This window comes from Streptomyces sp. NPDC051172 (genome assembly GCF_040682555.1).
Classification (GTDB): Bacteria; Actinomycetota; Actinomycetes; order Streptomycetales; family Streptomycetaceae; genus Streptomyces.
On the sequence record NZ_JBFBBE010000020.1, the window covers coordinates 71,342 to 97,107 of the forward strand.

Annotated in this window: 35 protein-coding genes; 1 reads left to right on the forward strand and 34 read right to left on the reverse strand. The window is 65.8% G+C overall.

The window, feature by feature from the left end; all coding sequences use genetic code 11:
* Positions 1 to 20: 20 nt before the first annotated feature.
* The 29 genes from AB0N07_RS14975 to rpsJ form a co-directional block, all read right to left on the reverse strand.
* A complete protein-coding gene (locus AB0N07_RS14975; RefSeq protein WP_003966937.1) occupies positions 21 to 1,043 on the reverse strand; it encodes a DNA-directed RNA polymerase subunit alpha in 1,023 nt (340 codons plus the stop codon).
* Between the two features lie 120 nt (positions 1,044 to 1,163).
* Positions 1,164 to 1,568: a 30S ribosomal protein S11 gene (gene rpsK / locus AB0N07_RS14980; protein WP_003956432.1), complete on the reverse strand. Its 405-nt coding sequence runs from the start codon at positions 1,566 to 1,568 to the stop codon at positions 1,164 to 1,166.
* A gap of 70 nt (positions 1,569 to 1,638) precedes the next feature.
* On the reverse strand, positions 1,639 to 2,019 hold the full coding sequence (gene rpsM / locus AB0N07_RS14985) for a 30S ribosomal protein S13 (protein ID WP_020135802.1): 381 nt from the start codon (positions 2,017 to 2,019) through the stop codon (positions 1,639 to 1,641).
* 195 nt (positions 2,020 to 2,214) lie between these two features.
* Complete coding sequence (gene rpmJ / locus AB0N07_RS14990; protein WP_003998809.1) at positions 2,215 to 2,328, reverse strand: 50S ribosomal protein L36; 114 nt, start codon at positions 2,326 to 2,328, stop codon at positions 2,215 to 2,217.
* Between the two features lie 59 nt (positions 2,329 to 2,387).
* Entirely contained in the window at positions 2,388 to 2,609 is a 222-nt protein-coding gene (infA, locus tag AB0N07_RS14995; protein WP_003948620.1) for a translation initiation factor IF-1, read from the reverse strand.
* Positions 2,610 to 2,773: 164 nt separating this feature from the next.
* On the reverse strand, positions 2,774 to 3,610 hold the full coding sequence (map, locus tag AB0N07_RS15000; protein ID WP_365834931.1) for a type I methionyl aminopeptidase: 837 nt from the start codon (positions 3,608 to 3,610) through the stop codon (positions 2,774 to 2,776).
* 99 nt (positions 3,611 to 3,709) lie between these two features.
* Positions 3,710 to 4,372: an adenylate kinase gene (locus AB0N07_RS15005; RefSeq protein ID WP_344404664.1), complete on the reverse strand. Its 663-nt coding sequence runs from the start codon at positions 4,370 to 4,372 to the stop codon at positions 3,710 to 3,712.
* A complete protein-coding gene (gene secY / locus AB0N07_RS15010) occupies positions 4,372 to 5,685 on the reverse strand; it encodes a preprotein translocase subunit SecY (RefSeq protein WP_365834933.1) in 1,314 nt (437 codons plus the stop codon). Before secY ends, AB0N07_RS15005 begins: the two co-directional genes overlap by 1 nt.
* 187 nt (positions 5,686 to 5,872) lie before the next feature.
* Positions 5,873 to 6,328, reverse strand: coding sequence for a 50S ribosomal protein L15 (rplO, locus tag AB0N07_RS15015; protein ID WP_006140897.1), 456 nt, complete (start codon positions 6,326 to 6,328; stop codon positions 5,873 to 5,875).
* Positions 6,329 to 6,330: 2 nt separating this feature from the next.
* Complete coding sequence (gene rpmD / locus AB0N07_RS15020) at positions 6,331 to 6,513, reverse strand: 50S ribosomal protein L30 (RefSeq protein ID WP_003974250.1); 183 nt, start codon at positions 6,511 to 6,513, stop codon at positions 6,331 to 6,333.
* 2 nt (positions 6,514 to 6,515) lie between these two features.
* Positions 6,516 to 7,121, reverse strand: coding sequence for a 30S ribosomal protein S5 (gene rpsE / locus AB0N07_RS15025; RefSeq protein ID WP_009190144.1), 606 nt, complete (start codon positions 7,119 to 7,121; stop codon positions 6,516 to 6,518).
* A 36-nt stretch (positions 7,122 to 7,157) separates the two neighbouring features.
* Positions 7,158 to 7,541, reverse strand: a complete 384-nt coding sequence (rplR, locus tag AB0N07_RS15030) for a 50S ribosomal protein L18 (RefSeq protein WP_030930487.1) — start codon at positions 7,539 to 7,541, stop codon at positions 7,158 to 7,160.
* 3 nt (positions 7,542 to 7,544) lie between these two features.
* Positions 7,545 to 8,084, reverse strand: a complete 540-nt coding sequence (gene rplF / locus AB0N07_RS15035; RefSeq protein ID WP_365834936.1) for a 50S ribosomal protein L6 — start codon at positions 8,082 to 8,084, stop codon at positions 7,545 to 7,547.
* Between the two features lie 24 nt (positions 8,085 to 8,108).
* Complete coding sequence (gene rpsH, locus AB0N07_RS15040) at positions 8,109 to 8,507, reverse strand: 30S ribosomal protein S8 (protein ID WP_007384075.1); 399 nt, start codon at positions 8,505 to 8,507, stop codon at positions 8,109 to 8,111.
* Positions 8,508 to 8,719: 212 nt separating this feature from the next.
* On the reverse strand, positions 8,720 to 8,905 hold the full coding sequence (locus tag AB0N07_RS15045) for a type Z 30S ribosomal protein S14 (protein ID WP_003948630.1): 186 nt from the start codon (positions 8,903 to 8,905) through the stop codon (positions 8,720 to 8,722).
* 5 nt (positions 8,906 to 8,910) lie between these two features.
* Complete coding sequence (rplE, locus tag AB0N07_RS15050; protein WP_007494758.1) at positions 8,911 to 9,468, reverse strand: 50S ribosomal protein L5; 558 nt, start codon at positions 9,466 to 9,468, stop codon at positions 8,911 to 8,913.
* On the reverse strand, positions 9,468 to 9,791 hold the full coding sequence (gene rplX / locus AB0N07_RS15055; RefSeq protein ID WP_030930498.1) for a 50S ribosomal protein L24: 324 nt from the start codon (positions 9,789 to 9,791) through the stop codon (positions 9,468 to 9,470). The genes rplE and rplX overlap by 1 nt, the downstream gene beginning before the upstream one ends.
* A 2-nt stretch (positions 9,792 to 9,793) precedes the next feature.
* Positions 9,794 to 10,162: a 50S ribosomal protein L14 gene (gene rplN, locus AB0N07_RS15060; RefSeq protein WP_003998823.1), complete on the reverse strand. Its 369-nt coding sequence runs from the start codon at positions 10,160 to 10,162 to the stop codon at positions 9,794 to 9,796.
* A gap of 201 nt (positions 10,163 to 10,363) precedes the next feature.
* Positions 10,364 to 10,654 carry a 30S ribosomal protein S17 gene (gene rpsQ, locus AB0N07_RS15065; RefSeq protein ID WP_099930779.1) on the reverse strand — a complete coding sequence of 97 codons (291 nt, stop codon included), beginning with the start codon at positions 10,652 to 10,654 and terminating at the stop codon, positions 10,364 to 10,366.
* A complete protein-coding gene (gene rpmC, locus AB0N07_RS15070; protein ID WP_030930505.1) occupies positions 10,654 to 10,878 on the reverse strand; it encodes a 50S ribosomal protein L29 in 225 nt (74 codons plus the stop codon). Before rpmC ends, rpsQ begins: the two co-directional genes overlap by 1 nt.
* On the reverse strand, positions 10,878 to 11,297 hold the full coding sequence (gene rplP / locus AB0N07_RS15075) for a 50S ribosomal protein L16 (protein ID WP_009327094.1): 420 nt from the start codon (positions 11,295 to 11,297) through the stop codon (positions 10,878 to 10,880). Before rplP ends, rpmC begins: the two co-directional genes overlap by 1 nt.
* 5 nt (positions 11,298 to 11,302) lie before the next feature.
* Positions 11,303 to 12,130 carry a 30S ribosomal protein S3 gene (gene rpsC / locus AB0N07_RS15080; protein ID WP_030839666.1) on the reverse strand — a complete coding sequence of 276 codons (828 nt, stop codon included), beginning with the start codon at positions 12,128 to 12,130 and terminating at the stop codon, positions 11,303 to 11,305.
* Positions 12,130 to 12,477: a 50S ribosomal protein L22 gene (gene rplV / locus AB0N07_RS15085; RefSeq protein WP_003974262.1), complete on the reverse strand. Its 348-nt coding sequence runs from the start codon at positions 12,475 to 12,477 to the stop codon at positions 12,130 to 12,132. The genes rpsC and rplV overlap by 1 nt, the downstream gene beginning before the upstream one ends.
* A gap of 44 nt (positions 12,478 to 12,521) precedes the next feature.
* Positions 12,522 to 12,803: a 30S ribosomal protein S19 gene (gene rpsS / locus AB0N07_RS15090; protein ID WP_030930516.1), complete on the reverse strand. Its 282-nt coding sequence runs from the start codon at positions 12,801 to 12,803 to the stop codon at positions 12,522 to 12,524.
* A gap of 12 nt (positions 12,804 to 12,815) precedes the next feature.
* Complete coding sequence (gene rplB / locus AB0N07_RS15095; RefSeq protein WP_007494772.1) at positions 12,816 to 13,652, reverse strand: 50S ribosomal protein L2; 837 nt, start codon at positions 13,650 to 13,652, stop codon at positions 12,816 to 12,818.
* A gap of 38 nt (positions 13,653 to 13,690) precedes the next feature.
* The gene (gene rplW / locus AB0N07_RS15100) at positions 13,691 to 14,110 is read right to left on the reverse strand and encodes a 50S ribosomal protein L23 (protein WP_030930522.1); all 420 of its coding nucleotides are present in this window, start codon (positions 14,108 to 14,110) and stop codon (positions 13,691 to 13,693) included.
* Positions 14,110 to 14,766, reverse strand: coding sequence for a 50S ribosomal protein L4 (gene rplD / locus AB0N07_RS15105; protein ID WP_142141938.1), 657 nt, complete (start codon positions 14,764 to 14,766; stop codon positions 14,110 to 14,112). Before rplD ends, rplW begins: the two co-directional genes overlap by 1 nt.
* 7 nt (positions 14,767 to 14,773) lie before the next feature.
* Positions 14,774 to 15,418 (reverse strand): 50S ribosomal protein L3, encoded by a 645-nt coding sequence (rplC, locus tag AB0N07_RS15110; protein WP_365834942.1) that lies wholly within the window; start codon positions 15,416 to 15,418, stop codon positions 14,774 to 14,776.
* A gap of 17 nt (positions 15,419 to 15,435) precedes the next feature.
* Positions 15,436 to 15,744, reverse strand: coding sequence for a 30S ribosomal protein S10 (gene rpsJ, locus AB0N07_RS15115; RefSeq protein WP_003948644.1), 309 nt, complete (start codon positions 15,742 to 15,744; stop codon positions 15,436 to 15,438).
* Positions 15,745 to 16,219: 475 nt separating this feature from the next.
* Between rpsJ and AB0N07_RS15120 the strand changes: the two genes are divergently transcribed.
* Complete coding sequence (locus tag AB0N07_RS15120; RefSeq protein WP_365834997.1) at positions 16,220 to 16,525, forward strand: hypothetical protein; 306 nt, start codon at positions 16,220 to 16,222, stop codon at positions 16,523 to 16,525.
* Positions 16,526 to 16,728: 203 nt separating this feature from the next.
* Here the strand turns inward: AB0N07_RS15120 and tuf are convergent, their stop codons facing one another.
* From tuf to AB0N07_RS15145, 5 genes are all read right to left on the reverse strand, one after another.
* Complete coding sequence (gene tuf, locus AB0N07_RS15125; protein ID WP_115906452.1) at positions 16,729 to 17,922, reverse strand: elongation factor Tu; 1,194 nt, start codon at positions 17,920 to 17,922, stop codon at positions 16,729 to 16,731.
* A gap of 169 nt (positions 17,923 to 18,091) precedes the next feature.
* Positions 18,092 to 20,218 carry an elongation factor G gene (gene fusA / locus AB0N07_RS15130; RefSeq protein WP_365834944.1) on the reverse strand — a complete coding sequence of 709 codons (2,127 nt, stop codon included), beginning with the start codon at positions 20,216 to 20,218 and terminating at the stop codon, positions 18,092 to 18,094.
* 39 nt (positions 20,219 to 20,257) lie between these two features.
* On the reverse strand, positions 20,258 to 20,728 hold the full coding sequence (gene rpsG, locus AB0N07_RS15135) for a 30S ribosomal protein S7 (RefSeq protein WP_003992340.1): 471 nt from the start codon (positions 20,726 to 20,728) through the stop codon (positions 20,258 to 20,260).
* A 3-nt stretch (positions 20,729 to 20,731) separates the two neighbouring features.
* Positions 20,732 to 21,103: a 30S ribosomal protein S12 gene (gene rpsL, locus AB0N07_RS15140; RefSeq protein ID WP_003948652.1), complete on the reverse strand. Its 372-nt coding sequence runs from the start codon at positions 21,101 to 21,103 to the stop codon at positions 20,732 to 20,734.
* Between the two features lie 699 nt (positions 21,104 to 21,802).
* A complete protein-coding gene (locus AB0N07_RS15145) occupies positions 21,803 to 25,702 on the reverse strand; it encodes a DNA-directed RNA polymerase subunit beta' (RefSeq protein WP_266958967.1) in 3,900 nt (1,299 codons plus the stop codon).
* Between the last annotated feature and the right edge of the window lie 64 nt (positions 25,703 to 25,766).

Below are 25,766 nucleotides of genomic sequence, written 5' to 3' on the forward strand. Positions count from 1 at the left end.
GCTCACCGGCAAACGACCGATCAGTACTGCTCGGTCTCCACGAACCCGGCGTCCGCGTCGTCGTCGGCGCCGAAGGCGTCGGCGGCGGCGGTCGGGTCGAATCCGGGCGGGCTGTCCTTCAGGGCCAGGCCCATGCCGGCCAGCTTCGCCTTGACCTCGTCGATGGACTTCGCACCGAAGTTGCGGATGTCCAGGAGGTCGGCCTCGGAGCGGGCGACGAGCTCACCCACGGAGTGGATGCCCTCACGCTTGAGGCAGTTGTACGACCGAACGGTGAGCTCCAGCTCCTCGATCGGCAGCGCCAGATCGGCGGCAAGGGCGGCGTCCGTCGGGGACGGGCCCATGTCGATGCCCTCGGCGTCGATGTTCAGCTCGCGGGCGAGACCGAACAGCTCGACCAGGGTCTTGCCGGCGGAGGCCATGGCGTCACGGGGACGCATCGCCTGCTTGGTCTCGACGTCGACGATCAGCTTGTCGAAGTCGGTGCGCTGCTCGACACGGGTCGCCTCGACCTTGTACGTGACCTTCAGCACCGGCGAGTAGATGGAGTCGACCGGGATACGGCCGATCTCCTGGCCCACCTGCTTGTTCTGCACGGCGGAGACGTAACCGCGGCCACGCTCGACCGTCAGCTCCATCTCCAGCTTGCCCTTGCCGTTGAGCGTGGCGAGGACCAGGTCGGGGTTGTGCACCTCGACACCGGCCGGGGGCGCGATGTCGGCGGCGGTGACGAGACCCGGGCCCTGCTTGCGCAGGTACATCACGACCGGCTCGTCGTGCTCCGAGGAGACGACCAGCTGCTTGATGTTGAGGATCAGGTCGGTGACGTCCTCCTTGACGCCCGGCACGGTGGTGAACTCGTGCAGAACGCCGTCGATACGGATGGACGTGACCGCCGCACCCGGGATCGACGAGAGGAGCGTACGACGCAGGGAGTTGCCGAGGGTGTAGCCGAAGCCCGGCTCCAGCGGCTCGATCACGAACCGGGAGCGGAACTCGTCGACGACCTCTTCGGTCAACGAGGGACGCTGAGCGATCAGCATGTTGCGTTCCTTCTGTCAGGGGCGCCCGCTATTTGACGCCCTGAGGTACTACAAGGGTACGGGCGATACGACCCTTACAGAGCCGTACCGCCCGAAACCACTGCCTGCGAAGGCGACGCGTCAGACGCGACGACGCTTCGGCGGACGGCAGCCGTTGTGCGGGGTGGGGGTGACGTCCTGGATGGAGCCGACCTCGAGGCCGGTGGCCTGGAGGGAGCGGATCGCGGTCTCGCGACCGGAGCCCGGGCCCTTCACGAAGACATCGACCTTGCGCATGCCGTGCTCCTGCGCGCGGCGGGCGGCCGACTCGGCGGCCATCTGCGCGGCGAAGGGGGTGGACTTGCGCGAGCCCTTGAAGCCGACGTGGCCGGCGGAGGCCCAGGAGATCACGTTGCCCGAGGGGTCCGTGATCGAGACGATCGTGTTGTTGAACGTGCTCTTGATGTGCGCGTGGCCGTGAGCGACGTTCTTCTTTTCCTTGCGGCGCACCTTCTTGGCAGCGCCCTGACGACCCTTGGGGGGCATCTACTAACTCCTACGGGGAGGTGGTCGGTCCTACAGCGAAGACCGCTGATGAAGCGTTGTCCGCTGAGGACTACTTCTTGCCCGGCTTCTTCTTGCCGGCGATGGCGCGACGCGGACCCTTGCGGGTACGGGCGTTGGTGCTGGTGCGCTGACCACGGACGGGCAGACCGCGACGGTGACGGAGACCCTGGTAGCAGCCGATCTCGACCTTGCGGCGGATGTCGGCCTGGATCTCGCGACGGAGGTCACCCTCGGTCTTGATGTTGTTGTCCACGTACTCGCGGATCGCGACGAGCTGCTCTTCGCTCAGGTCACGAACACGGGTGTTCGGGTCGATGCCCGTCTCCGCAAGCGTCTGCTGCGAAAGGGTCCGGCCGATGCCGAACACGTAGGTGAGGGCGACCTCCACGCGCTTTTCGCGCGGGATGTCAACACCGGAAACGCGTGCCACTTAATGGCTCCTGGTGATCTTCGGAGGTCTGCCACAGAACCGCTTCCCGGCCGCCGTACCAGGTACGAACCGAGTCCCCGGCCTCCGAACCGGGGGTATCAAGCCGTGTCGGCTTGGGTCCTGCGTATGAACATATTCAGCTCGCGTCGCGCGAATCTCTGCGATATCGATGCAGAGGGATCGGTCGATCGTGCGTCAGCCCTGGCGCTGCTTGTGGCGCGGGTTCTCGCAGATGACCATGACCCGACCGTGACGGCGGATCACCCTGCACTTGTCGCAGATCTTCTTGACGCTCGGCTTGACCTTCATGGGATTGAGGTTCTCCGGGTCAGTGCCACCACCCCGCCGAAGCGGAATGCGGGCAAGATCTACTTGTAGCGGTAGACGATCCGGCCACGCGTCAGGTCGTACGGAGACAGCTCCACCACGACCCGGTCGTCAGGGAGGATGCGGATGTAGTGCATACGCATCTTGCCGCTGATGTGTGCCAGGACCTGGTGGCCGTTCTGGAGCTCGACCTTGAACATGGCGTTCGGAAGAGACTCGACGACAGTGCCCTCGATCTCGATGGCACCTTGCTTCTTGGCCACGCTTCGCCCTTCGAATCGACTACCTTGATCGACTCCCGCCAGCGCATGAAGACATGCGAGTGCACGAGAGCCGACGAGTCAGTCTACGTCAGCACACCCTGAAAGACGAATCGAGGAAGGATGCCCAGACGGGGAGATCATTAAGCCGACCTCTGCCTGCGGTGCTATGCCAGCGGGTCGGGCGCGGCAACAATCCCGTGCTCCGCCAGCTTCGCCCTGCCCCCGTCGGGAGACGTGAGCACCAGCGGGCCTTCCTCCGTCAGCGCCACCGAGTGCTCCCAGTGGGACGACCACGTACCGTCGATCGTGATGACGGTCCAGTCGTCGGAGAGAACCTCCGTCTTCGGCGTCCCGAGGGACACCATCGGCTCGATGGCGAGGCAGAAGCCGGGGACCAGCTTCGGCCCCTTCCCACGGCGCTTCTCGACGTAGTTCAGCAGATGCGGATCCATGTGCATCTCGGTGCCGATGCCGTGACCGCCGTAGTCCTCGATGATCCCGTACTTGCCGCCGCCCGGCTTCGGCTGGCGGCGGATGTACGTCTCGATGGCCCTCGACACGTCCACCAGCCGGTTGCCCTGCTTCATCGCCGCGATGCCGGCCCACATGGACTCCTCCGTGACCCGGGAGAGCTCGATCAGCTCGGGGGCGTGGCCGGAGCCGACGAAAGCGGTGTACGCAGCGTCGCCGTGCCAGCCGTCGATGATCGCGCCGCAGTCGATGGAGATGATGTCGCCGTCCTTCAGGACGACGTCGTCGGACGGGATGCCGTGGACGACGACCTCGTTGACGGAGGTGCAGATGGTCGCCGGAAAGCCGCCGTAGCCGAGGAAGTTCGGCTTGGCGTCGTGCTCGGCGAGCACCTTGCGCGCGACCTGGTCCAGGTCCTTGGTGGTGGCCCCGGGCACCGCGGCCTCACGAGTGGCCGCGTGGATGGCGGCGACGACCAGCCCCGCCTCACGCATCTTGGCGATCTGCTCGGGGGTCTTGATCTGCACCATTTGTGGCCTGCGCTCTCCGTCACTCACGTCAACCGGTTACGTACACAACAGTACGGCCGTGACGCCCCTTCGGGTGCCACGGCCGTAACTGGCTGACGGCTACTTGCCGTCGTCCTCGCGCTTGAGGGCTTCCAGCGCCCGCTGCGTGACCTCGCCCACCGGGCCGAGGGACGAGATCGTGACGACCAGGCCCTGCGACTTGTAGTAGTCGATGATCGGCTCGGTCTGCGTGTGGTAGACCTCCAGCCGCGTGCGCACGGTGTCCTCGGAGTCGTCGTCACGCTGGTACAGCTCGCCGCCGCAGACGTCGCAGACGCCTTCCTTCTTCGCGGGGCTGTACGTCACGTGGAAGACGTGCGACGAGTCGTTGCGGCAGATGCGCCGGCCGGCGATCCGCTTGACGACCTCTTCCTCGGGGACCTCGAGGTCGAGTACCGCGTCCAGCTTGATGCCCTCGGTCTTGAGCAGCTCGTCCAGCGCCTCGGCCTGCGAGACATTGCGCGGGAAACCGTCGAGCAGGAAGCCGTTCTCCGCGTCGGGCTGCTCCATGCGGTCCTTGGCCATCGCGATGGTGACCTCGTCGGGGACGAGGTTGCCGGCGTCCATGTAGGACTTCGCGAGTTTCCCGAGCTCCGTCTGCTGGCTGATGTTGGCGCGGAACAGGTCGCCCGTGGAGATGTGCGGAACGCGCAGCTTGTCGGCAAGGCGAGTGGCCTGCGTGCCCTTCCCTGCACCCGGCGGCCCGACGAGGACGATTCGCATCAGCGGAGGAACCCTTCGTAATTGCGCTGCTGAAGCTGGCTCTCAATCTGCTTCACCGTTTCGAGGCCGACACCCACGATGATCAGGATGCTGGTACCACCGAACGGGAAGTTCTGGCTTGCCCCGAAGCCAACCAACGCCATCGTCGGTACGAGAGCGATCAGACCCAGATACAGCGAACCCGGCCAGGTGATCCGGTTGAGTACGTAGCTGAGGTACTCAGCGGTCGGTCGGCCAGCCCGGATGCCCGGGATGAAGCCACCATACTTCTTCATGTTGTCGGCGACTTCCTCGGGGTTGAAGGAGATCGCCACGTAGAAGAACGCGAAGAAAACGATCAGCAAGAAGTACGTGGCCACGTAAACCGGGTGGTCGCCCTTGGTCAGGTTGTTCTGGACCCACGTCTTCCAGCTGGAGTTGCCGCCCGAGAACTGAGCGATCAGGCTCGGGATGTAGAGCAGCGACGAGGCGAAGATCACGGGGATGACACCCGCCTGGTTGACCTTCAGCGGGATGTACGTGGACGTACCGCCGTACGACCTGCGTCCGATCATCCGCTTCGCGTACTGCACGGGGATCCGTCGCTGGGCCTGCTCGACGAAGACCACCAGACCGACCATCACCAGACCCACGGCGATGACCGTGCCGAACTCGATCCAGCCACCGGCGAGCTTGCCCTGCAGCTTGATCGCCCACAGCGCGCTCGGGAAGGTCGCGGCGATCGAGATGAACATCAGGATCGACATGCCGTTGCCGATGCCCCGGTCGGTGATGAGCTCACCGAGCCACATGACGACACAGGTACCGGCGGTCATGGTGACGACCATGGTGATGGTGGTGAAGATCGACTGGTCAGGGACGATCTGACTGGCCACCGGGCAGCCGGAGAACAGCGCACCACTACGGGCGGTGGCGACCAGACCGGTGCCCTGGAGGATGGCCAGCGCCACCGTCAGGTACCGGGTGTACTGCGTGATCTTCGCCGTGCCGGCCTGGCCCTCCTTCTTGAGGGCTTCGAGGCGCGGGATCACCACGGTCAGCAGCTGCAGGATGATGCTCGCGGTGATGTACGGCATGATGCCGAGCGCGAAGATCGTGATCTGCAGCAGCGCACCGCCGCTGAACATGTTGATCAGGCTGAACAGGCCGCGGTTGGAGCTGGCCACATCCATGCACTGCTGGACGTTCTTGTAGTCGACGCCCGGGATCGGGATGTGCGTACCGACCCGGTACACCACGATGATGGCGAGCGTGAAGAGCAGTTTCTTGCGCAGGTCGGGCGTCCTGAACGCCCGGGCGAACGCGGTGAGCACGGTGCCTCCTGCGACCCCCGCGCAACTGCGTCAAGGGTGACGGTCTTGAGGTTCGACGGATACAAAAAAGAACAGTGCAGGCTACCTTACCGGCGGCACGGCTCCCCTTGGAACGACCGACCGGGGATACCCCATTGTGAGGTATCCCCGGTCGGGACTGCTTACGTCATCGAGACGCCCGAGAAATTCAGACGAGCTCGGTGACCGTACCGCCGGCGGCGGTGATCTTCTCCTTGGCGGAACCGGAGACGGCGTCGACCGTCACCTGCAGCGCCACGGAGACCTCGCCCTGGCCGAGGACCTTGACGAGGCTGTTCTTGCGAACGGCACCCTTGGCCACCAGACCCTCGACGGTGACCTCGCCACCCTCGGGGTACAGCGCGGCCAGCTTGTCGAGGTTCACGACCTGGTACTCGGTCTTGAACGGGTTCTTGAAGCCCTTCAGCTTCGGGAGGCGCATGTGGAGGGGCATCTGCCCACCCTCGAAGCGCTCCGGAACCTGGTAACGGGCCTTCGTGCCCTTGGTACCACGACCGGCCGTCTTACCCTTCGACGCCTCACCACGACCCACACGGGTCTTGGCGGTCTTGGCGCCCGGGGCGGGACGGAGGTTGTGGATCTTGAGCGGGTTGTTCTCCGCCATGATCAGTCGACCTCCTCGACCGTCACGAGGTGGCGGACGGTGTGCACCATGCCGCGGAACTCGGGGCGGTCCTCCTTGACGACCTGCGTGTTGATGCCCTTGAGACCAAGGGAGCGCAGGGTGTCACGGTGGTTCTGCTTGCTGCCGATGTAGGACTTGACCTGCGTAATCTTGAGCTGCGCCATGATTACGCACCCGCCCCGGCACGCGCACGCAGCAGAGCCGCGGGGGCGACGTCCTCGAGCGGCAGACCACGGCGGGCCGCGATCTCCTCGGGACGCTGCAGACCCTTCAGGGCCTCCACGGTCGCGTGCACGATGTTGATCGCGTTGTCGGAGCCGAGCGACTTCGACAGTACGTCGTGAATACCGGCGCACTCGAGCACGGCACGCACCGGGCCACCGGCGATAACACCGGTACCGGGGGACGCGGGCTTGAGCAGCACGACGCCGGCAGCCTTCTCACCCTGGATCGGGTGCGGGATGGTGCCCTGGATACGGGGGACCTTGAAGAAGTGCTTCTTGGCCTCCTCAACACCCTTGGCGATGGCGGCCGGCACCTCCTTGGCCTTGCCGTAACCGACACCCACGGTGCCGTCACCGTCGCCCACCACGACCAGCGCGGTGAAGCTGAAGCGACGACCACCCTTCACAACCTTGGCGACACGGTTGATCGCGACGACACGCTCAACGTAAGCAGTCTTCTCGGCGGCGGCTGCGCCACCGTCACGACCCTTACGGTCCCGCCGCTCGCCGCCACCGGCACCGCCACCGCGGCGCTGGGGTCCAGCCATTGGATTACCTCTCTCTTTCCGCTAGCTACGAGCGGCTCAGAACTTGAGCCCGGCTTCGCGGGCGGCGTCCGCCAGGGCGGCGATGCGCCCGGCGTACTGGTTGCCACCACGGTCGAATACGACAGCCTCGACACCGGCGGCCTTGGCGCGCTCGGCGACCAGGGCGCCGACCTGCTTGGCCTGCGCGGACTTGTCGCCCTCGCCACCGCGGATCGAGGTGTCCAGGGTGGACGCCGACGCCAGGGTGTGACCCTTGATGTCGTCGATCACCTGGGCCACGATGTGGCGGTTCGAGCGGGTAACGACCAGACGCGGACGCTCCGCCGTTCCGTTGATGTTCTTACGGATCCGGATGTGGCGGCGCTTGATCGCGGCGCGCTTGTAGGCGTCGCCCTTGAGGATCTTCTGTCCGTATGCCATGGCTTACTTACCCGCCTTTCCGACCTTGCGGCGGATGACTTCGCCCTCGTACTTGACGCCCTTGGCCTTGTACGGGTCGGGCTTGCGCAGCTTGCGGATGTTGGCCGCAACCTCGCCGACCTTCTGCTTGTCGATGCCCTCGACCTGGAAGCGGGTCGGGGTCTCCACCTTGAAGGTGATGCCCTCGGGCGCCTCGACGGTGATCGGGTGGCTGTAGCCGAGAGCGAACTCGAGGTTCGAACCCTTGGCGGTCACGCGGTAACCGACACCGCTGATCTCGAGCTTCTTCACGTAACCCTGGGTCACGCCGGTGATCATGTTCGCCACCAGCGTGCGGGACAGGCCGTGCAGGGCCTTGCTCTGACGCTCGTCGTTGGGGCGGGTGACGTTCAGAACGCCGTCCTCACCCTTGGCGATCTCGATCGGCGCCGCGACGATGTGGGTCAGCGAGCCCTTGGGGCCCTTGACCGAGACCGTCTGGCCGTCGATGGTGACGTCCACGCCGGCGGGAACCGTGATGGGGAGCTTGCCAATACGCGACATAGCTGTTTCCTCCGTTCCCTTCCGCTACCAGACGTAGGCGAGGACTTCCCCACCCACGCCCTTCTTGCCGGCCTGCTTGTCGGTGAGGAGCCCGTGCGACGTGGAGATGATCGCCACGCCGAGGCCGCCGAGCACCTTCGGCAGGTTGGTGGACTTCGCGTACACCCGGAGACCGGGCTTGGAGATCCGCTTGATGCCCGCGATGGAGCGCTCACGGTTCGGGCCGAACTTCAGCTCGAGAACGAGGTTCTTGCCGACCTCGGCGTCCTCGACCTTCCAGCCCGTGATGAAGCCCTCCTGCTGGAGGATCTCCGCGATGTGCGACTTGATCTTCGATGCCGGCATCGTCACGGAGTCGTGGTATGCCGAGTTCGCGTTCCGCAGACGCGTAAGCATGTCTGCGATCGGATCAGTCATGGTCATGAATTGGCCTTCGGCCTCTCTCGCCGGGGTTTCCAGGTGCCCATCCCTCTCCTCGATCCGAGACGAGGCGGGTGCGGTGCGGTGGACCTACGGCGTAGTAAGTCGTACGGGCAGTCGTCAGACGCCCAACCCTCCAAGCCTAAGCCATGGAAGGGAGGGCGCCTGACACGCCCATTGCTTACCGAGAGCTTCGGGAATCCCTAAATGCGGGATTACCAGGAGCTCTTGGTCACGCCCGGCAGCTCGCCACGGTGAGCCATCTCACGAAGGCACACGCGGCACAGGCCGAACTTGCGGTACACGGAGTGGGGACGGCCGCAGCGCTGGCAGCGCGTGTAGCCACGCACGCCGAACTTGGGCTTGCGAGCAGCCTTCGCGATCAGAGCCTTCTTCGCCATCTCGCTCACGCCTCCTTGAAGGGGAAGCCGAGGTGACGAAGGAGCGCACGGCCCTCAGCGTCGTTGGTCGCCGTGGTCACCACGGTGATGTCCATACCCCGGACGCGGTCGATCTTGTCCTGGTCGATCTCGTGGAACATGACCTGCTCCGTGAGACCGAAGGTGTAGTTGCCACGGCCGTCGAACTGCTTGGGGGACAGGCCGCGGAAGTCGCGGATGCGCGGCAGCGCGAGCGACAGGGTGCGGTCCAGGAACTCCCACATGCGGTCGCCACGGAGCGTGACGTGGGCACCGATCGGCTGGCCCTCACGCAGCTTGAACTGCGCGATGGACTTGCGGGCCTTGGTGACGGCCGGCTTCTGACCGGTGATCGTGGTGAGGTCGCGGATGGCGCCCTCGATCAGCTTGGAGTCGCGGGCGGCGTCGCCCACACCCATGTTGACCACGATCTTGACGAGGCCGGGGATCTGCATGACGTTCTCGTACTTGAACTCGTCACGCAGCTTGCCCGCGATCTCCTCGCGGTACTTCGTCTTGAGACGCGGAGTGGTGGTGGTAGCCATCAGATGTCCTCACCCGTCCGCTTGGCAACGCGGATCTTGTTGCCCTCGTCGTCGAAGCGGTAACCGACACGCGTGACGACCTTGTTGCCGTCCTTCTCAACGACCAGCTGGACGTTGGAGACGTGGATCGGCGCCTCGGTCGTGACGATGCCGCCGGCCTGCGAACCGCTGGCGGTCGGACCGGCCTTGGTGTGCTTCTTGACCCGGTTGACACCCTCGACCAGGACGCGCTCCTCGCGCGGGTAAGCGGCAATGACCTTGCCCTGCTTGCCCTTGTCCTTGCCGGTGATGACCTGGACCAGGTCGCCCTTCTTGATCTTCATGCTTACAGCACCTCCGGAGCCAGCGAGATGATCTTCATGAACTTCTTCTCGCGCAGCTCACGCCCGACCGGGCCGAAGATGCGGGTGCCGCGAGGGTCACCGTCGTTCTTCAGAATGACGGCGGCGTTCTCGTCGAAGCGGATGTACGAGCCGTCCGGACGGCGGCGCTCCTTGACGGTGCGAACGATGACCGCCTTGACGACGTCACCCTTCTTCACGTTGCCACCGGGGATCGCGTCCTTGACGGTGGCGACGATGACGTCACCGATGCCCGCGTAGCGGCGACCGGAGCCACCGAGCACACGGATGCAAAGGATCTCCTTCGCACCAGTGTTGTCGGCGACACGCAGTCGCGACTCCTGCTGGATCACGTCTATCTCCTGTTTGTCTGCCGGTTCCCGCAGGGCCCCTTCGGGGCGGACCTGCGAGCCTGGCGGAACCGTCCTGCGGATTTGCCCCGCAGGAATTACTTGCACCTCTTGAGGCGGAAACCCTGTAGCCGGGGGCGAAGCCCCCAGCGGACGCCGGGGCCGAAGCCCCGGCGGGGTCAGCGGGGGCGAGCCCCCGCTTGGTTACTTCGCCTTCTCGAGGATCTCGACGACGCGCCAGCGCTTCGTCGCGGACAGCGGCCGGGTCTCCGCGAGGAGGACACGGTCGCCGACACCCGCGGCGTTCTGCTCGTCGTGCGCCTTGAGCTTGTTCGTACGGCGGATGACCTTGCCGTACAGCGCGTGCTTCACGCGGTCCTCGACAGCGACGACGACGGTCTTGTCCATCTTGTCGCTGACGACGAGACCCTCACGGGTCTTGCGGGCGCCACGTGCCTCGGTCGTCTGCTCTTCAGTCACATTGCTCTCGCTCATCAGGCGTTCTCCACCGTTTCGATGCCCAGCTCACGCTCGCGCATCAGGGTGTAGATCCGCGCGATGTCCTTGCGGACCGCCTTCAGACGGCCGTGGTTCTCGAGCTGACCCGTCGCCGCCTGGAAGCGGAGGTTGAACAGCTCTTCCTTGGACTCGCGGAGCTTCGCCAGAAGCTCCTCGTTGCCCAGCTCGCGCAGCTCGGACGCCTTGGTACCGGCCGACATCACGCTTCACCTGCCTCGCGCTTGACGATCCGGCACTTCATCGGCAGCTTGTGAGCGGCACGAGTGAGGGCCTCACGCGCAATCTTCTCGTTGGGGTACGACAGCTCGAACATCACGCGTCCGGGCTTGACGTTGGCGATCCACCACTCCGGCGAACCCTTACCGGAACCCATGCGGGTCTCGGCAGGCTTCTTGGTGAGGGGACGGTCCGGGTAGATGTTGATCCAGACCTTGCCACCACGCTTGATGTGACGCGTCATGGCGATACGAGCGGCCTCGATCTGGCGGTTCGTCACATACGCCGGGGTGAGCGCCTGGATGCCGTACTCGCCGAACGCAACCTGCGTGCCGCCCTTGGCAGCGCCGGAGCGCTTCGGGTGGTGCTGCTTGCGGTGCTTGACCCTACGGGGGATCAGCATGTCGGTCAGGCCTCCGTTCCGGTGCTCTCAGCCGGAGCGGCGGCGGGTGCCTCGGCCTTGGGGGCCTCGGCGCCGGCAGCCTGCTGCGGCTTGCGACCGCGCCCGCCACGCTCGCCACCGCGGCCACCACGGGCCGGGCGGTCGGCGCCACCGCGAGCCGGGCGGTTACCCGCACGGGCCGCAGCGTTCTCGGCGCGGACCTCGGCGATGTTCTTGACGTCGCCCTTGTAGATCCAGACCTTCACACCGATGCGGCCGAAGGTCGTCTTGGCCTCGAAGAAGCCGTAGTCCACGTTCGCGCGGAGCGTGTGCAGGGGCACACGGCCCTCGCGGTAGAACTCCGAGCGGGACATCTCGGCGCCGCCGAGGCGGCCACCGCACTGGATCTTGATGCCCTTGGCGCCGGCCTTCATCGCCGACTGCATGCTCTTACGCATGGCGCGGCGGAAGGAGACGCGGGAGGAGAGCTGCTCGGCGACGGCCTGCGCAACCAGCTGAGCGTCCGTCTCGGGGTTCTTGACCTCGAGGATGTTCAGCTGGACCTGCTTGCCCGTGAGCTTCTCGAGGTCGCCGCGGATGCGGTCGGCCTCGGCGCCACGGCGGCCGATGACGATGCCCGGACGAGCGGTGTGGATGTCCACACGCACACGGTCACGGGTGCGCTCGATCTCCACCTTCGAGATGCCGGCGCGCTCCATGCCGGACGTCATCATCCGACGGATGGCGACGTCTTCCTTGACGTAGTCCTTGTACAGCTTGTCGGCGTACCACCGGGACTTGAAGTCCGTGGTGACACCGAGCCGGAACCCATGCGGGTTAACCTTCTGGCCCATTACCGGGTTCCTTCCTTGCTGCTGACGACCACGGTGATGTGGCTGGTCCGCTTGCGGATCCGGTAGGCACGGCCCTGGGCGCGCGGACGGAACCGCTTCAGGGTCGGGCCCTCGTCGACGTACGCCTCGGAGATGAAGAGGCTGTCGGCGTCGGTGTGGTCGTAGTTGTGCGCGGCGTTGGCGATGGCGCTGTCGAGCACCTTGCCGACGGGCACGGAGGCTGCCTGCGGAGCGAATCGCAGAACAGCCTGAGCCTCCGTGGCATCCATGCCACGGATAAGGTCCACCACGCGGCGGGCCTTCATGGGCGTAACGCGGATGTACCGCGCCTGGGCCCTGGCTTCCATGGTTGTCCCTCTCAGTTACTTACGTGTCTGAATGCGATCCGCTACTAGCGGCGCTTCGACTTCCGGTCGTCCTTGACATGGCCCCGGAAGGTGCGCGTCGGCGAGAACTCGCCGAGCTTGTGACCGACCATCGACTCGGTGACGAACACCGGGATGTGGGTCTTGCCGTTGTGCACCGCGATCGTGTGGCCGAGCATGGCCGGGACGATCATCGAGCGACGGGACCAGGTCTTGATGACGTTCTTGGAACCGGCTTCGTTCTGAGCATCCACCTTCTTGGCGAGGTGCTCGTCGACGAAAGGCCCCTTCTTGAGACTGCGCGGCATCTAAACCCGCTCCTAGCGCTTCTTGTTCGTCTTGCGGCGGCGGACGATGTACTTGTTCGACGCCTTCTTGGGCGAACGAGTACGACCTTCCTTCTGACCCCAGGGGCTGACCGGGTGGCGACCACCGGAGGTCTTGCCCTCACCACCACCGTGGGGGTGGTCAACCGGGTTCATCGCCACACCGCGAACGGTCGGGCGGACGCCCAGCCAGCGCTTGCGGCCGGCCTTGCCCCAGTTGATGTTGCTCTGCTCGGCGTTGCCGACCTCGCCGACCGTGGCGCGGCAGCGCTGGTCGACCAGGCGGATCTCACCGGACGGCATGCGGAGGTGGGCCATCGAGCCCTCCTTCGCGAGCAGCTGCACGGAGGCACCGGCGGAGCGGGCGAACTTGGCGCCGCCACCGGGACGGAGCTCGATCGCGTGGATCGTGGTACCGACCGGGATGTTGCGGAGCGCCAGGTTGTTGCCCGGCTTGATGTCGGCCCCGGGACCGTTCTCGACGCGGTCGCCCTGCTGCAGGTTGCGCGGGGCGAGGATGTAGCGCTTCTCGCCGTCCGCGTAGTGCAGCAGCGCGATGCGCGCGGTGCGGTTGGGGTCGTACTCGATGTGCGCGACCTTCGCCGGCACGCCGTCCTTGTCGTGACGACGGAAGTCGATCACGCGGTAGGCGCGCTTGTGTCCGCCACCCTGGTGGCGAACGGTCACACGACCGGCGTTGTTACGGCCGCCCTTGCTGTGCAGCGGGCGGACCAGCGACTTCTCCGGCGTGGACCGCGTGACCTCGACGAAGTCGGCGACGCTGGAGCCACGGCGGCCCGGCGTAGTCGGCTTGTACTTGCGGATTCCCATTTCTCAGTCCTCGTCCGATATCGGACGATCCGACCCGCTTACGCGGTCGGACCGCCGAAGATGTCGATACGGTCGCCCTCGGCGAGGGTCACGATCGCGCGCTTGGTGGCCGCACGCTGGCCGAAGCCGGTGCGGGTCCGCTTGCGCTTGCCGATGCGGTTGATCGTGTTGACCCCGGTGACCTTGACCGAGAAGACCGCCTGGACGGCCTGCTTGATCTGGGTCTTGTTGGCACTCGGGTCGACGATGAACGTGTACTTGTTCTCGTCGAGAAGCGCGTAGCTCTTCTCGGAGACGACCGGCTTGAGCAGCACGTCACGGGGGTCCGTGTACGACTTGCTCAGCGGGGTCTCGACGGTGTTCTTGCCCTCGGCCTCGTGGCGACGCGCCTTGGCGACGCGCGCGGCCTTGGCGGCCTTCGCAGCCTTGGAGGCAATGCTCGGGTGACGCGTAGCCATCAGGCCTCGCTCCCTTCGGTGTCGTTGGCCTTCGGGCCGGCGACGAAGGACTCGAGAGCGGCCTGGGTGAAGACCACGTCGTCCGAGACGATCACGTCGTACGTGTTCAGCTGGCCCGGCTCCAGGATGTGGACCTGGGGCAGGTTGCGGGCGGACAGCCACGCGGCCTCGTCGGCGCGCTCGACGACCAGGAGCAGGTTCTTGCGCTCCGAGATCTTGCCGAACAGCGTGCGAGCGGCCTTGGTGCTGGGGGTCTCGCCCTCGATCACGCCGGAGACGACGTGGATGCGGTTGTGGCGGGCCCGGTCGGTGAGGGCGTGGCGCAGGGCCGCGGCCTTCATCTTCTTCGGGGTCCGCTGCGAGTAGTCACGCGGCACGGGACCGTGCACGACGCCACCACCGGCGAACTGCGGGGCGCGGGTCGAGCCCTGACGGGCGCGGCCGGTGCCCTTCTGGCGGTACGGCTTCTTGCCGCCACCGCGAACCTCGCCACGGGTCTTGGTCTTGTGCGTGCCCTGACGGGCAGCGGCGTTCTGCGCGACGACGACCTGGTGGATCAGCGGGATGCTGACCTTCTCCACGCCGAAGATCTCCGCGGGGAGCTCGACGCTACCGGTCTTCTCGCCGGCAGGCGAAAGGATGTCAACAGTGCTCATCGGTACCTCAGGCCCCCTTGGCCGCGGTGCGGACCAGGACGAGGCCGCCGTTCGGACCGGGAACCGCGCCCTTGATGAGCAGCAGACCCTTCTCCGCGTCAACGGCGTGGACGGTCAGGTTCTGGGTGGTGACGCGCTCGTTGCCCATGCGACCCGCCATGCGGAGGCCCTTGAACACACGGCCCGGGGTGGCGCAGCCACCGATGGAACCGGGAGAGCGGTGCTTGCGCTGGGTGCCGTGTCCGGCGCCGAGGCCACGGAAGTTGTGGCGCTTCATGACACCGGCGAAGCCCTTGCCCTTGCTCTTGCCGGTGACGTCGACCTTGACGCCCGCCTCGAACACCTCAGCGGTGATCTCCTGGCCGAGGGTGTACTCGCTGGCGTCAGCGGTACGAAGCTCGACGAGGTGGCGGCGGGGGGTGACGTCGGCCTTGGCGAAGTGGCCCTTGAGGGGCTTGTTCACCTTGCGCGGGTCGATCTCGCCGAAGGCGATCTGAACCGACTCGTAGCCGTCGCTGTCGTTCGTACGCACCTGGGTGACGACGTTCGGGCCGGCCTTGACGACGGTGACCGGAACAACACGGTTGTTCTCGTCCCACACCTGCGTCATGCCGAGCTTCTCGCCCAGGATGCCCTTGATCTGCTTAGCCATTCTCAGATCACCGGCCCTCAGAGCTTGATCTCGATGTCGACACCGGCCGGGAGGTCGAGTCGCATCAGAGAGTCAACGGTCTTGGGCGTCGGGTCGAGGATGTCGATCAGGCGCTTGTGCGTGCGCATCTCGAAGTGCTCGCGCGAGTCCTTGTACTTGTGCGGCGACTTGATGACGCAGTACACGTTCTTCTCAGTGGGCAGCGGCACCGGGCCCGCGACCGACGCACCAGTACGGGTCACCGTCTCGACGATCTTCTTCGCCGAAGAGTCGATGACCTCGTGGTCGTAGGCCTTGAGCCGGATGCGGATCTTCTGTCCCGCCATGGCTACTCAGTAGTCCTTTGTCTCTTCACGCTCTGGAACCCGGCCCTCCAACGCTCCTTCGCCGACCCACGCGGTCGGGCGTGTCGCGCTTCCGCTGACACAGATGTCCCTTGTTCGAACATCCCTTGCCTGGGAAAGAGGTTCACCCGGGTGCCTGGCCAGTGCCGCACCGCACTTCCCGAAAGATTCCCGTACGTCCGCCCCAGTGCTGCCTTACGGCAGTTAGGGCGACGAGTACTGTGGGACTCGCTTCCGGTCCTCCCGGCGGGAGGCGCACAGCATCAACACTCGACCGAGCAACTCCGACAGTCTGCCATACGGGGCAGGGGCCTGGCCAATCGAGCCGGAGAGAATACCCCGAGGGTGACGCAGGTCAAACCCGCACCCTCGACATCCCTCGGACGAGCCCCGGACGGACCCTCGCCGCGCGTCGCCCCTTGTTCATGTCCGCGAACAAGAATCAAGCACGTAACTATTGACGCACGGCAGCAACGGCACCTCGACTGCCCGCACCACCCTGTCCGCCTACCCGGGCGAGACCCCGGTGCTCAACTTCTTGGCGCAGAGCGAGAGTTCGTCGAACCGCGGGCTCCAGTTGAACGCCGACCACTGGCACGTCCGCGGCGAGCGCAACTCCTCGTTCGACACGGGAACGTCCGTGTTCCGGACGAACATCTCGTGCCGCTTCAGGGTGAGCGGCACGAACGGCTCCCTGGGCTGGTCCCTGGCCTCGGACGGCCATCTCGCCGTGGCCTTCGGCGGCAAGGCGATGACGCCGTGACCGGGTGCTTCCGACTCCCCCAGGCGCCAAGGAGACCGCACGCGATCCGCCGCCGGCTGCCGACGCGGTGGTGCACGACCACCATCAGGGCGGGAAGCTCACGGCGGGGGCGGACGCCGGGCAAGCGAAAGGGCCCGTACGACCGAAGTCGTACGGGCCCCTTCAGGAGCTCGCGCTGGAGCTACCAGGTCAAGTCAACAAGCTCACTTGTTGATCTTGGTGACCTGGCCGGCGCCGACCGTCCGGCCACCCTCACGGATGGCGAACTTCAGGCCCTCTTCCATGGCGATGGGCTGGATGAGCTCGACCTTCATCTCAGTGTTGTCGCCCGGCATGACCATCTCGGTGCCCTCGGGGAGGGTCACGACGCCGGTCACGTCCGTGGTACGGAAGTAGAACTGCGGACGGTAGTTGTTGAAGAACGGCGTGTGACGGCCACCCTCGTCCTTGGACAGGATGTAGGCCTGCGCCTCGAACTCGGTGTGCGGGGTGACCGAGCCCGGCTTGATGATGACCTGGCCGCGCTCGACGTCCTCGCGCTTGATGCCGCGGAGCAGCAGACCGACGTTCTCACCGGCCTGGCCCTCGTCGAGCAGCTTGCGGAACATCTCGATGCCGGTGACCGTGGTGGTGGTCTTCTCGGTCTTGATGCCGATGATGTCGACGGTCTCGTTGACCTTCAGGACACCACGCTCGATACGGCCGGTGACGACCGTACCGCGACCGGTGATCGTGAAGACGTCCTCGATCGGCATCAGGAAGGGCTTGTCGACGTCGCGCTCCGGCTCCGGGATCGCGGTGTCGACGGCGGCCATCAGGTCCAGGACCGACTGGCCCCACTCCTTGTCGCCCTCGAGCGCCTTGAGCGCCGAGACCTTGACGACCGGGACGTCGTCGCCCGGGAACTCGTACTCGGAGAGCAGCTCACGGACCTCGAGCTCGACGAGCTCCAGGATCTCCTCGTCGTCCACCATGTCGGCCTTGTTCAGGGCGACGACGATGTACGGAACGCCGACCTGGCGGGCCAGGAGCACGTGCTCCTTGGTCTGCGGCATCGGGCCGTCGGTGGCGGCGACCACGAGGATGGCGCCGTCCATCTGGGCAGCACCGGTGATCATGTTCTTGATGTAGTCCGCGTGACCGGGGCAGTCGACGTGCGCGTAGTGACGCGTCTCCGTCTGGTACTCGACGTGCGCGATGGAGATGGTGATACCGCGCTGGCGCTCTTCAGGAGCCTTGTCGATCTGGTCGAACGCCGAGGCCTCGTTCAGGTCCGGGAACGCGTCGTGCAGCACCTTGGTAATGGCGGCCGTGAGGGTCGTCTTACCGTGGTCGATGTGACCGATGGTGCCGATGTTGACGTGCGGCTTAGTCCGCTCGAACTTCGCCTTCGCCACTGGGGTCCTCCTGTGGAGTGGTTCTGTACGCCTTACTTCATCGGCGCCAGGTGATCTTTGCTGGATGGCCCGGATCCCCGGGGCATTCCTCCGCTCTTGCGGCGGAATGCCCCGTGAGGCTCCGGAGTCAAGCCTACGGCGTGTGAACGCAGTGCGTTAACGCAGTGCGTTACTCGCCCTTGGCCTTCGCGATGATCTCCTCGGCGACGTTCCGCGGAACCTCGGCGTAGGAGTCGAACTGCATCGAGTAGCTTGCGCGACCCGAGGTCTTGCTGCGGAGGTCTCCGACGTAGCCGAACATCTCCGAGAGGGGCACGAGGCCCTTCACGACGCGGGCACCGGCCCGCTCCTCCATGGCCTGGATCTGACCACGGCGGGAGTTGATGTCGCCGATGACCTCACCCATGTAGTCCTCGGGCGTGGTGACCTCGACGGCCATCATCGGCTCGAGCAGCACGGGGCTGGCCTTGCGCGCGGCCTCCTTGAAGGCCTGCGAACCGGCGATCTTGAAGGCGAGCTCGGAGGAGTCGACCTCGTGGTAGCCACCGTCGATGAGCGTGACGCGGACGCCCGTCATCTCGTAGCCCGCGAGGATGCCGAACTGCATGGCCTCCTGCGCACCGGCGTCCACCGAAGGGATGTACTCCTTCGGGATGCGGCCACCGGTCACCTTGTTCACGAACTCGTACGAGGCGTCGCCGCCCTCGATGGGCTCGATCGCGATCTGCACCTTGGCGAACTGACCGGTACCACCGGTCTGCTTCTTGTGGGTGTAGTCCACGCGCTCGACGGCCTTGCGGATCGTCTCGCGGTAGGCGACCTGCGGCTTGCCGACGTTGGCCTCGACCTTGAACTCACGGCGCATACGGTCGACCAGCACCTCGAGGTGCAGCTCGCCCATGCCACCGATGATGGTCTGGCCGGTCTCCTCGTCCGAGTGGACCTGGAAGGACGGGTCCTCCTCGGCCAGGCGCTGGATCGCGATGCCCAGCTTCTCCTGGTCGCCCTTCGACTTGGGCTCGATGGCGACCTGGATGACCGGCGCCGGGAAGTCCATGGACTCCAGGATCACCGGGGCCTTCTCGTCGCACAGCGTCTCACCGGTCGTGGTCTGCTTCAGACCCATCACGGCGACGATGTCGCCGGCGCCCACCGACTCGATCTCCTCACGCTTGTTCGCGTGCATACGGTAGATCTTGCCGATGCGCTCCTTGCGGCCCTTGACGGAGTTCAGCACGGCCGTGCCGGACTCCAGGCGACCGGAGTACACCCGGACGAAGGTGAGCTTGCCGAGGTGCGGGTCGCTCATGATCTTGAACGCCAGCGCCGACAGCGGCTCTTCGTCGGACGGCTTGCGCTTGACGACCGTCTCCGCGTCCTTGACGTCGTGGCCCTCGATGGCCTCGATGTCAACGGGAGAGGGCAGGTAGCGCACGACCGCGTCGAGCAGGGGCTGGACGCCCTTGTTCTTGAACGCGGTGCCGCAGAACACCGGGGTGACCGTGGTGTCCTTCGACTTGCCGGACGCGATGGTGATACGACGGATCGCGGCGTACAGCTGCTCCACGGAAGGCTCCTCGCCCTCCAGGTACAGCTCCATGATCTCTTCGTCGTTCTCGGCGACGGCCTCGATCAGCTTGCCGCGGTACTCCTCGGCAGCCTCGGTGTGCGTGGCCGGGATGTCGACGATGTCGTACATCTCACCCTTGGTGGCCTCGGCGGACCACACGAAGGCCTTCATCGTCACGAGGTCGACGACGCCCTTGAAGTCGGCCTCGGCACCGATCGGGAGCTGCATCACGATCGGCTGAGCGCCGAGGCGGTCAGAGATCATGTCGACGCAGCGGTGGAACTCGGCACCGGTCCGGTCGAGCTTGTTGACGAAGCAGATGCGGGGGACGCCGTAGCGGTCCGCCTGACGCCACACCGTCTCGGACTGGGGCTCAACGCCGGCGACGCCGTCGAACACCGTCACGGCACCGTCGAGCACGCGCAGGGAACGCTCCACCTCGACGGTGAAGTCGACGTGGCCCGGGGTGTCGATGATGTTGATGGTGTGGTCGACGTCTTCCAGCGGCCAGTGACAGGTGGTGGCAGCAGAGGTGATCGTGATGCCACGCTCCTGCTCCTGCTCCATCCAGTCCATGGTGGCAGCGCCGTCGTGGACCTCACCGATCTTGTAGGACACACCGGTGTAGAACAGGATCCGCTCGGTGGTGGTCGTCTTGCCCGCGTCGATGTGGGCCATGATCCCAATGTTGCGGACCTTGGCCAGGTCAAGTGAAGTGGTAGCCATAAGGCTTCAGTCTTCTCTCGGTCTCGATGTGGGTAGCGACTACCAGCGGTAGTGCGCGAAGGCCTTGTTGGACTCGGCCATCTTGTGCGTGTCCTCGCGCTTCTTGACGGCCGCACCGAGGCCGTTCGAAGCGTCGAGAAGCTCGTTGAGCAGACGCTCGGTCATGGTCTTCTCGCGACGGGCGCGGGAGTAACCGACCAGCCAGCGCAGCGCGAGCGTGTTGGCGCGACCGGGCTTGACCTCGATCGGAACCTGGTACGTCGCACCACCGACACGGCGGGACTTGACCTCGAGGGTCGGCTTGATGTTCTCCAGCGCGCGCTTCAGCGTGATGATCGGGTCGTTGCCCGTCTTCTCACGCAGACCCTCCATGGCGCCGTAGACGATGCGCTCGGCGGTGGAGCGCTTGCCGTTCAGCAGCACCTTGTTGATGAGCGACGTCACCAGGGGAGAACCGTAGACCGGGTCGATGATGACCGGGCGCTTCGGGGCGGGGCCCTTACGAGGCATTTTCTACTTCTCCTTCTTGGCGCCGTAGCGGCTGCGGGCCTGCTTGCGGTTCTTCACACCCTGGGTGTCAAGGGAACCGCGGATGATCTTGTAGCGAACACCCGGCAGGTCCTTCACACGGCCACCACGCACGAGCACGATGGAGTGCTCCTGCAGGTTGTGTCCCTCACCCGGAATGTAAGCGGTGACCTCGATCCCGCTGGTCAGACGCACACGCGCGACCTTACGCAGGGCCGAGTTCGGCTTCTTCGGGGTGGTCGTGAACACACGCGTGCAGACGCCACGACGCTGAGGGGAACCCTCGAGTGCGGGCGTCTTGTTCTTCTCGACCTTGTCCTGCCGGCCCTTGCGGACCAGCTGCTGGATCGTAGGCACTACTTCTCCGGTTTCTGTGTGCCGAATGGTGAAGCTAACCTGGAACGTCGCCGACCCACGCGGTCGGGTGTGTCGAATCCGGCAGACTCCCGCCGCCAGGCGGAAAGGGCGCAGATTACGGTGGCCAATGACGGCTCGCTATGCGGTTGAAGGCACGCACGAGAGCCAGGGCACACCCCAGGCACAAGGTCTGAGCGTACCTACCTCATACGCTGCGGTCAAAACAAATGGGCCGCGCCCGCATCGCCATGCGAAGCGTGTCAAGACCCTACGCCGTACATGATCTTCGAATTCACGTTCCCGACACCCCGAGCAGCTACGTCACCGCAGGTCATGCGGAGGCCAGGGCCGCGGCGACGAGGATCGTGATGACCAGCGCCCATCCGGCGACCGACAGCCGGCCGAGGACGACCGCGGGCTCCCGGAGAGCCCGGCGGTGAAGAACGTGGGGATCCCGCAGACCATGGCGCCGACCGCCTTGCCGTTCATGGGCGGCGGGGCCGCCAGAAAGGCCGCGGGCACGGCCGGAGCGGCCTGACCGACCGGCCCGGGCCCCGGCGTGGCAGGCGCGGACGGACGGGACGGTCAGCCCCTGCCAGGCCTGCTGCCAGGGCCGCAGGGGCGCGTCCTGACGTCTTGCAACGCCGAAGGGCGGCCACCCCCAACGGGGGCGACCGCCCTTCGGCTCAAGCTGCTCGCTTACTGGTTGTACGGACCGTAGTCGTAGTCCTCCAGCGGGACGGCCTGGCCGGAGCCGGTGCCGAACGGCGAGTAGTCGATGTCGTCGTAGCCGACGGCCGAGTACATAGCGGCCTTGGCCTCCTCGGTCGGCTCGACCCGGATGTTGCGGTAGCGGGACAGGCCCGTACCGGCCGGGATGAGCTTACCGATGATGACGTTCTCCTTGAGGCCGATCAGGGAGTCGGACTTGGCGTTGATCGCCGCGTCCGTGAGGACCCTGGTCGTCTCCTGGAAGGACGCCGCCGACAGCCACGACTCGGTCGCCAGCGAGGCCTTGGTGATACCCATCAGCTGCGGACGGCCGGAGGCCGGGTGGCCGCCTTCCTGGACCACACGACGGTTCTCGACCTCGAACTTCGAGCGCTCGACCAGCTCGCCGGGCAGCAGCTCGGCGTCGCCGGACTCGATGATCGTCACACGGCGGAGCATCTGCCGGATGATGATCTCGATGTGCTTGTCGTGGATCGACACACCCTGCGAGTTGTAGACCTTCTGGACCTCGCCGACCAGGTGGACCTGGACGGCACGCTGGCCCAGGATGCGCAGCACGTCGTGCGGGTTGGTGGCACCCACCGTGAGCTTCTGGCCCACCTCGACGTGCTCGCCCTCGCTCACCAGGAGTCGGGCACGCTTCGAGATCGGGTACGCCGTCTCGTCGCTGCCGTCGTCCGGGGTGACGACGATCTTCTTGGTCTTCTCGGTCTCCTCGATCCGGACGCGGCCGGAGGCCTCGGAGATCGGGGCGACACCCTTCGGGGTACGGGCCTCGAAGAGCTCGACGACACGCGGCAGACCCTGGGTGATGTCGTCACCGGCCACACCACCGGTGTGGAAGGTACGCATCGTCAGCTGGGTACCGGGCTCACCGATGGACTGGGCGGCGATGATGCCGACCGCCTCACCGATGTCGACCAGCTTGCCGGTGGCCAGCGAGCGGCCGTAGCACATGGCGCAGGTGCCGACCTGGGACTCACAGGTCAGGATCGAGCGGGTCTTGACCTCCTCGACACCGTGGTGCACCAGCTGGTCGATGAGCACGTCGCCCAGGTCCACGTTGGCCGGCGCGATCACCTTGCCGTCGATGACGACGTCCTCGGCGAGCATGCGGGCGTAGACGCTGGTCTCGACGTCGTCCGCCTTGCGCAGCACACCGTCGGCGCCGCGGTTGGCGATCCGCAGCTTCAGACCGCGCTCGGTGCCGCAGTCCTCCTCGCGGATGATGACGTCCTGCGAGACGTCCACCAGACGACGGGTCAGGTAACCCGAGTCGGCGGTACGCAGAGCGGTGTCGGCCAGACCCTTACGGGCACCGTGCGTGGAGATGAAGTACTCCAGCACGGACAGACCCTCACGGAACGACGCCTTGATCGGACGCGGGATCGTCTCGTTCTTGGCGTTCGACACCAGACCACGCATACCGGCGATCTGCCGCATCTGCATCATGTTTCCTCGGGCACCCGAGTCAACCATCATGAAGATGGGGTTCGTCTTGGGGAAGTTCTCGTTCATCGCCTCGGCGACCTCGTTGGTCGCCTTGGTCCAGATCGCGATGAGCTCCTGAGTGCGCTCTTCCTTGGTGATCAGACCGCGCTCGTACTGCTTCTGGACCTTCTCGTCCTGCGCCTCGTAGCCCTTGACGATCTCCTTCTTCGCCTCGGGAACGACGACGTCGGAGATGGCCACGGTGACACCGGAACGGGTCGCCCAGTAGAAGCCCGCCGCCTTCAGGTTGTCGAGCGTCGCCGCCACGATGACCTTGGGGTAGCGCTCGGCCAGGTCGTTGACGATCTCGGAGAGCTGCTTCTTGCCCACCGAGTAGTCGACGAACGGGTAGTCCTCGGGCAGCAGCTCGTTGAAGAGCGCGCGGCCCAGGGTGGTGCGCAGCCGGAAGGTGTCACCGGTCTGGTACTCCGGCTCGCCCTCCTCGACGGCGGGCGGGGTCCAGCCGCGCGGCGGAATGGTGCCCACCGGGAAGCGGATGTCGACCGCGGACTGCAGCGCCAGCTCGCCGGCGTCGAACGCCATGATCGCCTCGGCCGTGGAGCCGAAGGACCGGCCCTCGCCCTTGGTGTCACGCAGCTCGCCGTCGGTGGTGAGGAAGAACAGACCGAGGACCATGTCCTGGGTCGGCATCGTCACCGGACGGCCGTCGGCGGGCTTGAGGATGTTGTTCGAGGACAGCATCAGGATGCGGGCCTCGGCCTGCGCCTCCGCGGACAGCGGCAGGTGCACGGCCATCTGGTCACCGTCGAAGTCCGCGTTGAACGCGGTGCAGACGAGCGGGTGGATCTGGATGGCCTTGCCCTCGACCAGCTGCGGCTCGAAGGCCTGGATGCCGAGGCGGTGCAGGGTGGGAGCACGGTTCAGCAGAACCGGGTGCTCGGCGATGACCTCTTCGAGGACGTCGTACACGACCGTACGGCCGCGCTCCACCATGCGCTTGGCGCTCTTGATGTTCTGCGCGTGGTTCAGGTCGACCAGGCGCTTCATCACGAACGGCTTGAAGAGCTCCAGCGCCATCGCCTTCGGCAGACCGCACTGGTGCAGCTTCAGCTGCGGACCGACGACGATCACGGAACGCGCGGAGTAGTCCACACGCTTGCCGAGCAGGTTCTGACGGAAACGGCCCTGCTTGCCCTTCAGCATGTCGCTGAGGGACTTCAGCGGGCGGTTGCCGGGGCCCGTGACCGGGCGACCGCGACGGCCGTTGTCGAACAGCGCGTCGACGGCCTCCTGGAGCATGCGCTTCTCGTTGTTGACGATGATCTCGGGGGCACCGAGGTCGAGAAGGCGCTTCAGTCGGTTGTTGCGGTTGATCACACGGCGGTACAGGTCGTTCAGGTCGGAGGTCGCGAAGCGGCCACCGTCCAGCTGCACCATCGGGCGAAGGTCCGGCGGGATGACCGGGACGCAGTCGAGGACCATGCCCTTGGGGCTGTTGGAGGTCTGCAGGAACGCAGACACCACCTTCAGCCGCTTCAGCGCACGGGTCTTCTTCTGGCCCTTGCCGGTGCGGATGATCTCGCGGAGGCGCTCGGCCTCCTCCTCCAGGTCGAAGGACTCCAGGCGCTTCTGCAGCGCCGCGGCACCCATCGAACCGTCGAAGTACGTGCCGAAGCGGTCCCGCAGCTCGCGGTAGAGGAGCTCGTCGCCCTCCAGGTCCTGGACCTTGAGGTTCTTGAACCGGGTCCACACCTCGTCGAGACGGTCGATCTCGCGCTGCGCACGGTCGCGCAGCTGCTTCATCTCACGCTCGGCACCCTCGCGCACCTTGCGGCGCACGTCGGCCTTGGCACCCTCGGCCTCGAGCTCGGCCAGGTCGGACTCGAGCTTCTTGGCGCGGGCCTCCAGGTCGGCGTCCCGGCGGTTCTCGACCTGCTGACGCTCCACGGAGACGTGCGCCTCCAGGGAGGGCAGGTCGCGGGTACGGCGCTCCTCGTCGACGTACGTGATCATGTACGCCGCGAAGTAGATGACCTTCTCGAGGTCCTTGGGAGCCAGGTCGAGCAGGTAGCCCAGACGCGACGGGACGCCCTTGAAGTACCAGATGTGCGTGACGGGGGCGGCCAGTTCGATGTGGCCCATCCGCTCACGGCGCACCTTGGCGCGAGTGACCTCGACGCCGCAGCGCTCACAGATGATGCCCTTGAACCGGACACGCTTGTACTTGCCGCAGTAGCACTCCCAGTCCCGGGTCGGACCGAAGATCTTCTCGCAGAAGAGTCCGTCCTTCTCGGGCTTGAGGGTGCGGTAGTTGATCGTCTCGGGCTTCTTGACCTCGCCGTGGCTCCACTGACGGATGTCGTCAGCGGTGGCCAGGCCGATCCGGAGCTCGTCGAAGAAGTTGACGTCGAGCACTATGCGTCAATCCCTCTCAGGGTTGTAAGTCTTTGGTCTGATACGGGGGTCCAGGGGCCGGCCG

Bases quoted from the DNA above. Each gene is read 5' to 3' on its own strand.
- AB0N07_RS14975 (WP_003966937.1), bottom strand. From the start codon at position 1,043: ATGCTGATCGCTCAGCGTCCCTCGTTGACCGAAGAGGTCGTCGACGAG.
- rplW (WP_030930522.1), bottom strand. From the start codon at position 14,110: ATGGCTACGCGTCACCCGAGCATTGCCTCCAAGGCTGCGAAGGCCGCC.
- rpmD (WP_003974250.1), bottom strand. From the start codon at position 6,513: ATGGCGCAGCTCAAGATTACGCAGGTCAAGTCCTACATCGGCAGCAAG.
- map (WP_365834931.1), bottom strand. From the start codon at position 3,610: ATGGTGCAGATCAAGACCCCCGAGCAGATCGCCAAGATGCGTGAGGCG.
- fusA (WP_365834944.1), bottom strand. From the start codon at position 20,218: ATGGCTACCACTTCACTTGACCTGGCCAAGGTCCGCAACATTGGGATC.
- rplX (WP_030930498.1), bottom strand. From the start codon at position 9,791: ATGAAGATCAAGAAGGGCGACCTGGTCCAGGTCATCACCGGCAAGGAC.
- rplC (WP_365834942.1), bottom strand. From the start codon at position 15,418: ATGGCTAAGCAGATCAAGGGCATCCTGGGCGAGAAGCTCGGCATGACG.
- rpsJ (WP_003948644.1), bottom strand. From the start codon at position 15,744: ATGGCGGGACAGAAGATCCGCATCCGGCTCAAGGCCTACGACCACGAG.
- rpsK (WP_003956432.1), bottom strand. From the start codon at position 1,568: ATGCCCCCCAAGGGTCGTCAGGGCGCTGCCAAGAAGGTGCGCCGCAAG.
- rplE (WP_007494758.1), bottom strand. From the start codon at position 9,468: ATGGCTACCACCACCACTCCGCGTCTCAAGACGAAGTACCGCGAGGAG.
- AB0N07_RS15045 (WP_003948630.1), bottom strand. From the start codon at position 8,905: ATGGCGAAGAAGGCTCTGATCGCGAAGGCTGCTCGCAAGCCCAAGTTC.
- rpsE (WP_009190144.1), bottom strand. From the start codon at position 7,121: ATGGCTGGACCCCAGCGCCGCGGTGGCGGTGCCGGTGGCGGCGAGCGG.
- rplD (WP_142141938.1), bottom strand. From the start codon at position 14,766: ATGAGCACTGTTGACATCCTTTCGCCTGCCGGCGAGAAGACCGGTAGC.
- rpsS (WP_030930516.1), bottom strand. From the start codon at position 12,803: ATGCCGCGCAGTCTCAAGAAGGGGCCTTTCGTCGACGAGCACCTCGCC.
- rplV (WP_003974262.1), bottom strand. From the start codon at position 12,477: ATGGAAGCCAGGGCCCAGGCGCGGTACATCCGCGTTACGCCCATGAAG.
- rpsH (WP_007384075.1), bottom strand. From the start codon at position 8,507: ATGACCATGACTGATCCGATCGCAGACATGCTTACGCGTCTGCGGAAC.
- rpsC (WP_030839666.1), bottom strand. From the start codon at position 12,130: ATGGGCCAGAAGGTTAACCCGCATGGGTTCCGGCTCGGTGTCACCACG.
- rpsG (WP_003992340.1), bottom strand. From the start codon at position 20,728: ATGCCTCGTAAGGGCCCCGCCCCGAAGCGCCCGGTCATCATCGACCCG.
- rplO (WP_006140897.1), bottom strand. From the start codon at position 6,328: ATGGCGGAGAACAACCCGCTCAAGATCCACAACCTCCGTCCCGCCCCG.
- rpmJ (WP_003998809.1), bottom strand. From the start codon at position 2,328: ATGAAGGTCAAGCCGAGCGTCAAGAAGATCTGCGACAAGTGCAGGGTG.
- rpmC (WP_030930505.1), bottom strand. From the start codon at position 10,878: ATGTCGGCCGGTACCAAGGCGTCCGAGCTGCGCGAGCTGGGCAACGAG.
- rpsQ (WP_099930779.1), bottom strand. From the start codon at position 10,654: ATGAGCGAGAGCAATGTGACTGAAGAGCAGACGACCGAGGCACGTGGC.
- rplP (WP_009327094.1), bottom strand. From the start codon at position 11,297: ATGCTGATCCCCCGTAGGGTCAAGCACCGCAAGCAGCACCACCCGAAG.
- rplF (WP_365834936.1), bottom strand. From the start codon at position 8,084: ATGTCGCGTATTGGCAAGCTCCCCATCACGGTTCCCGCCGGCGTGGAC.
- rplR (WP_030930487.1), bottom strand. From the start codon at position 7,541: ATGGCATACGGACAGAAGATCCTCAAGGGCGACGCCTACAAGCGCGCC.
- rplB (WP_007494772.1), bottom strand. From the start codon at position 13,652: ATGGGAATCCGCAAGTACAAGCCGACTACGCCGGGCCGCCGTGGCTCC.
- AB0N07_RS15005 (WP_344404664.1), bottom strand. From the start codon at position 4,372: ATGCGAATCGTCCTCGTCGGGCCGCCGGGTGCAGGGAAGGGCACGCAG.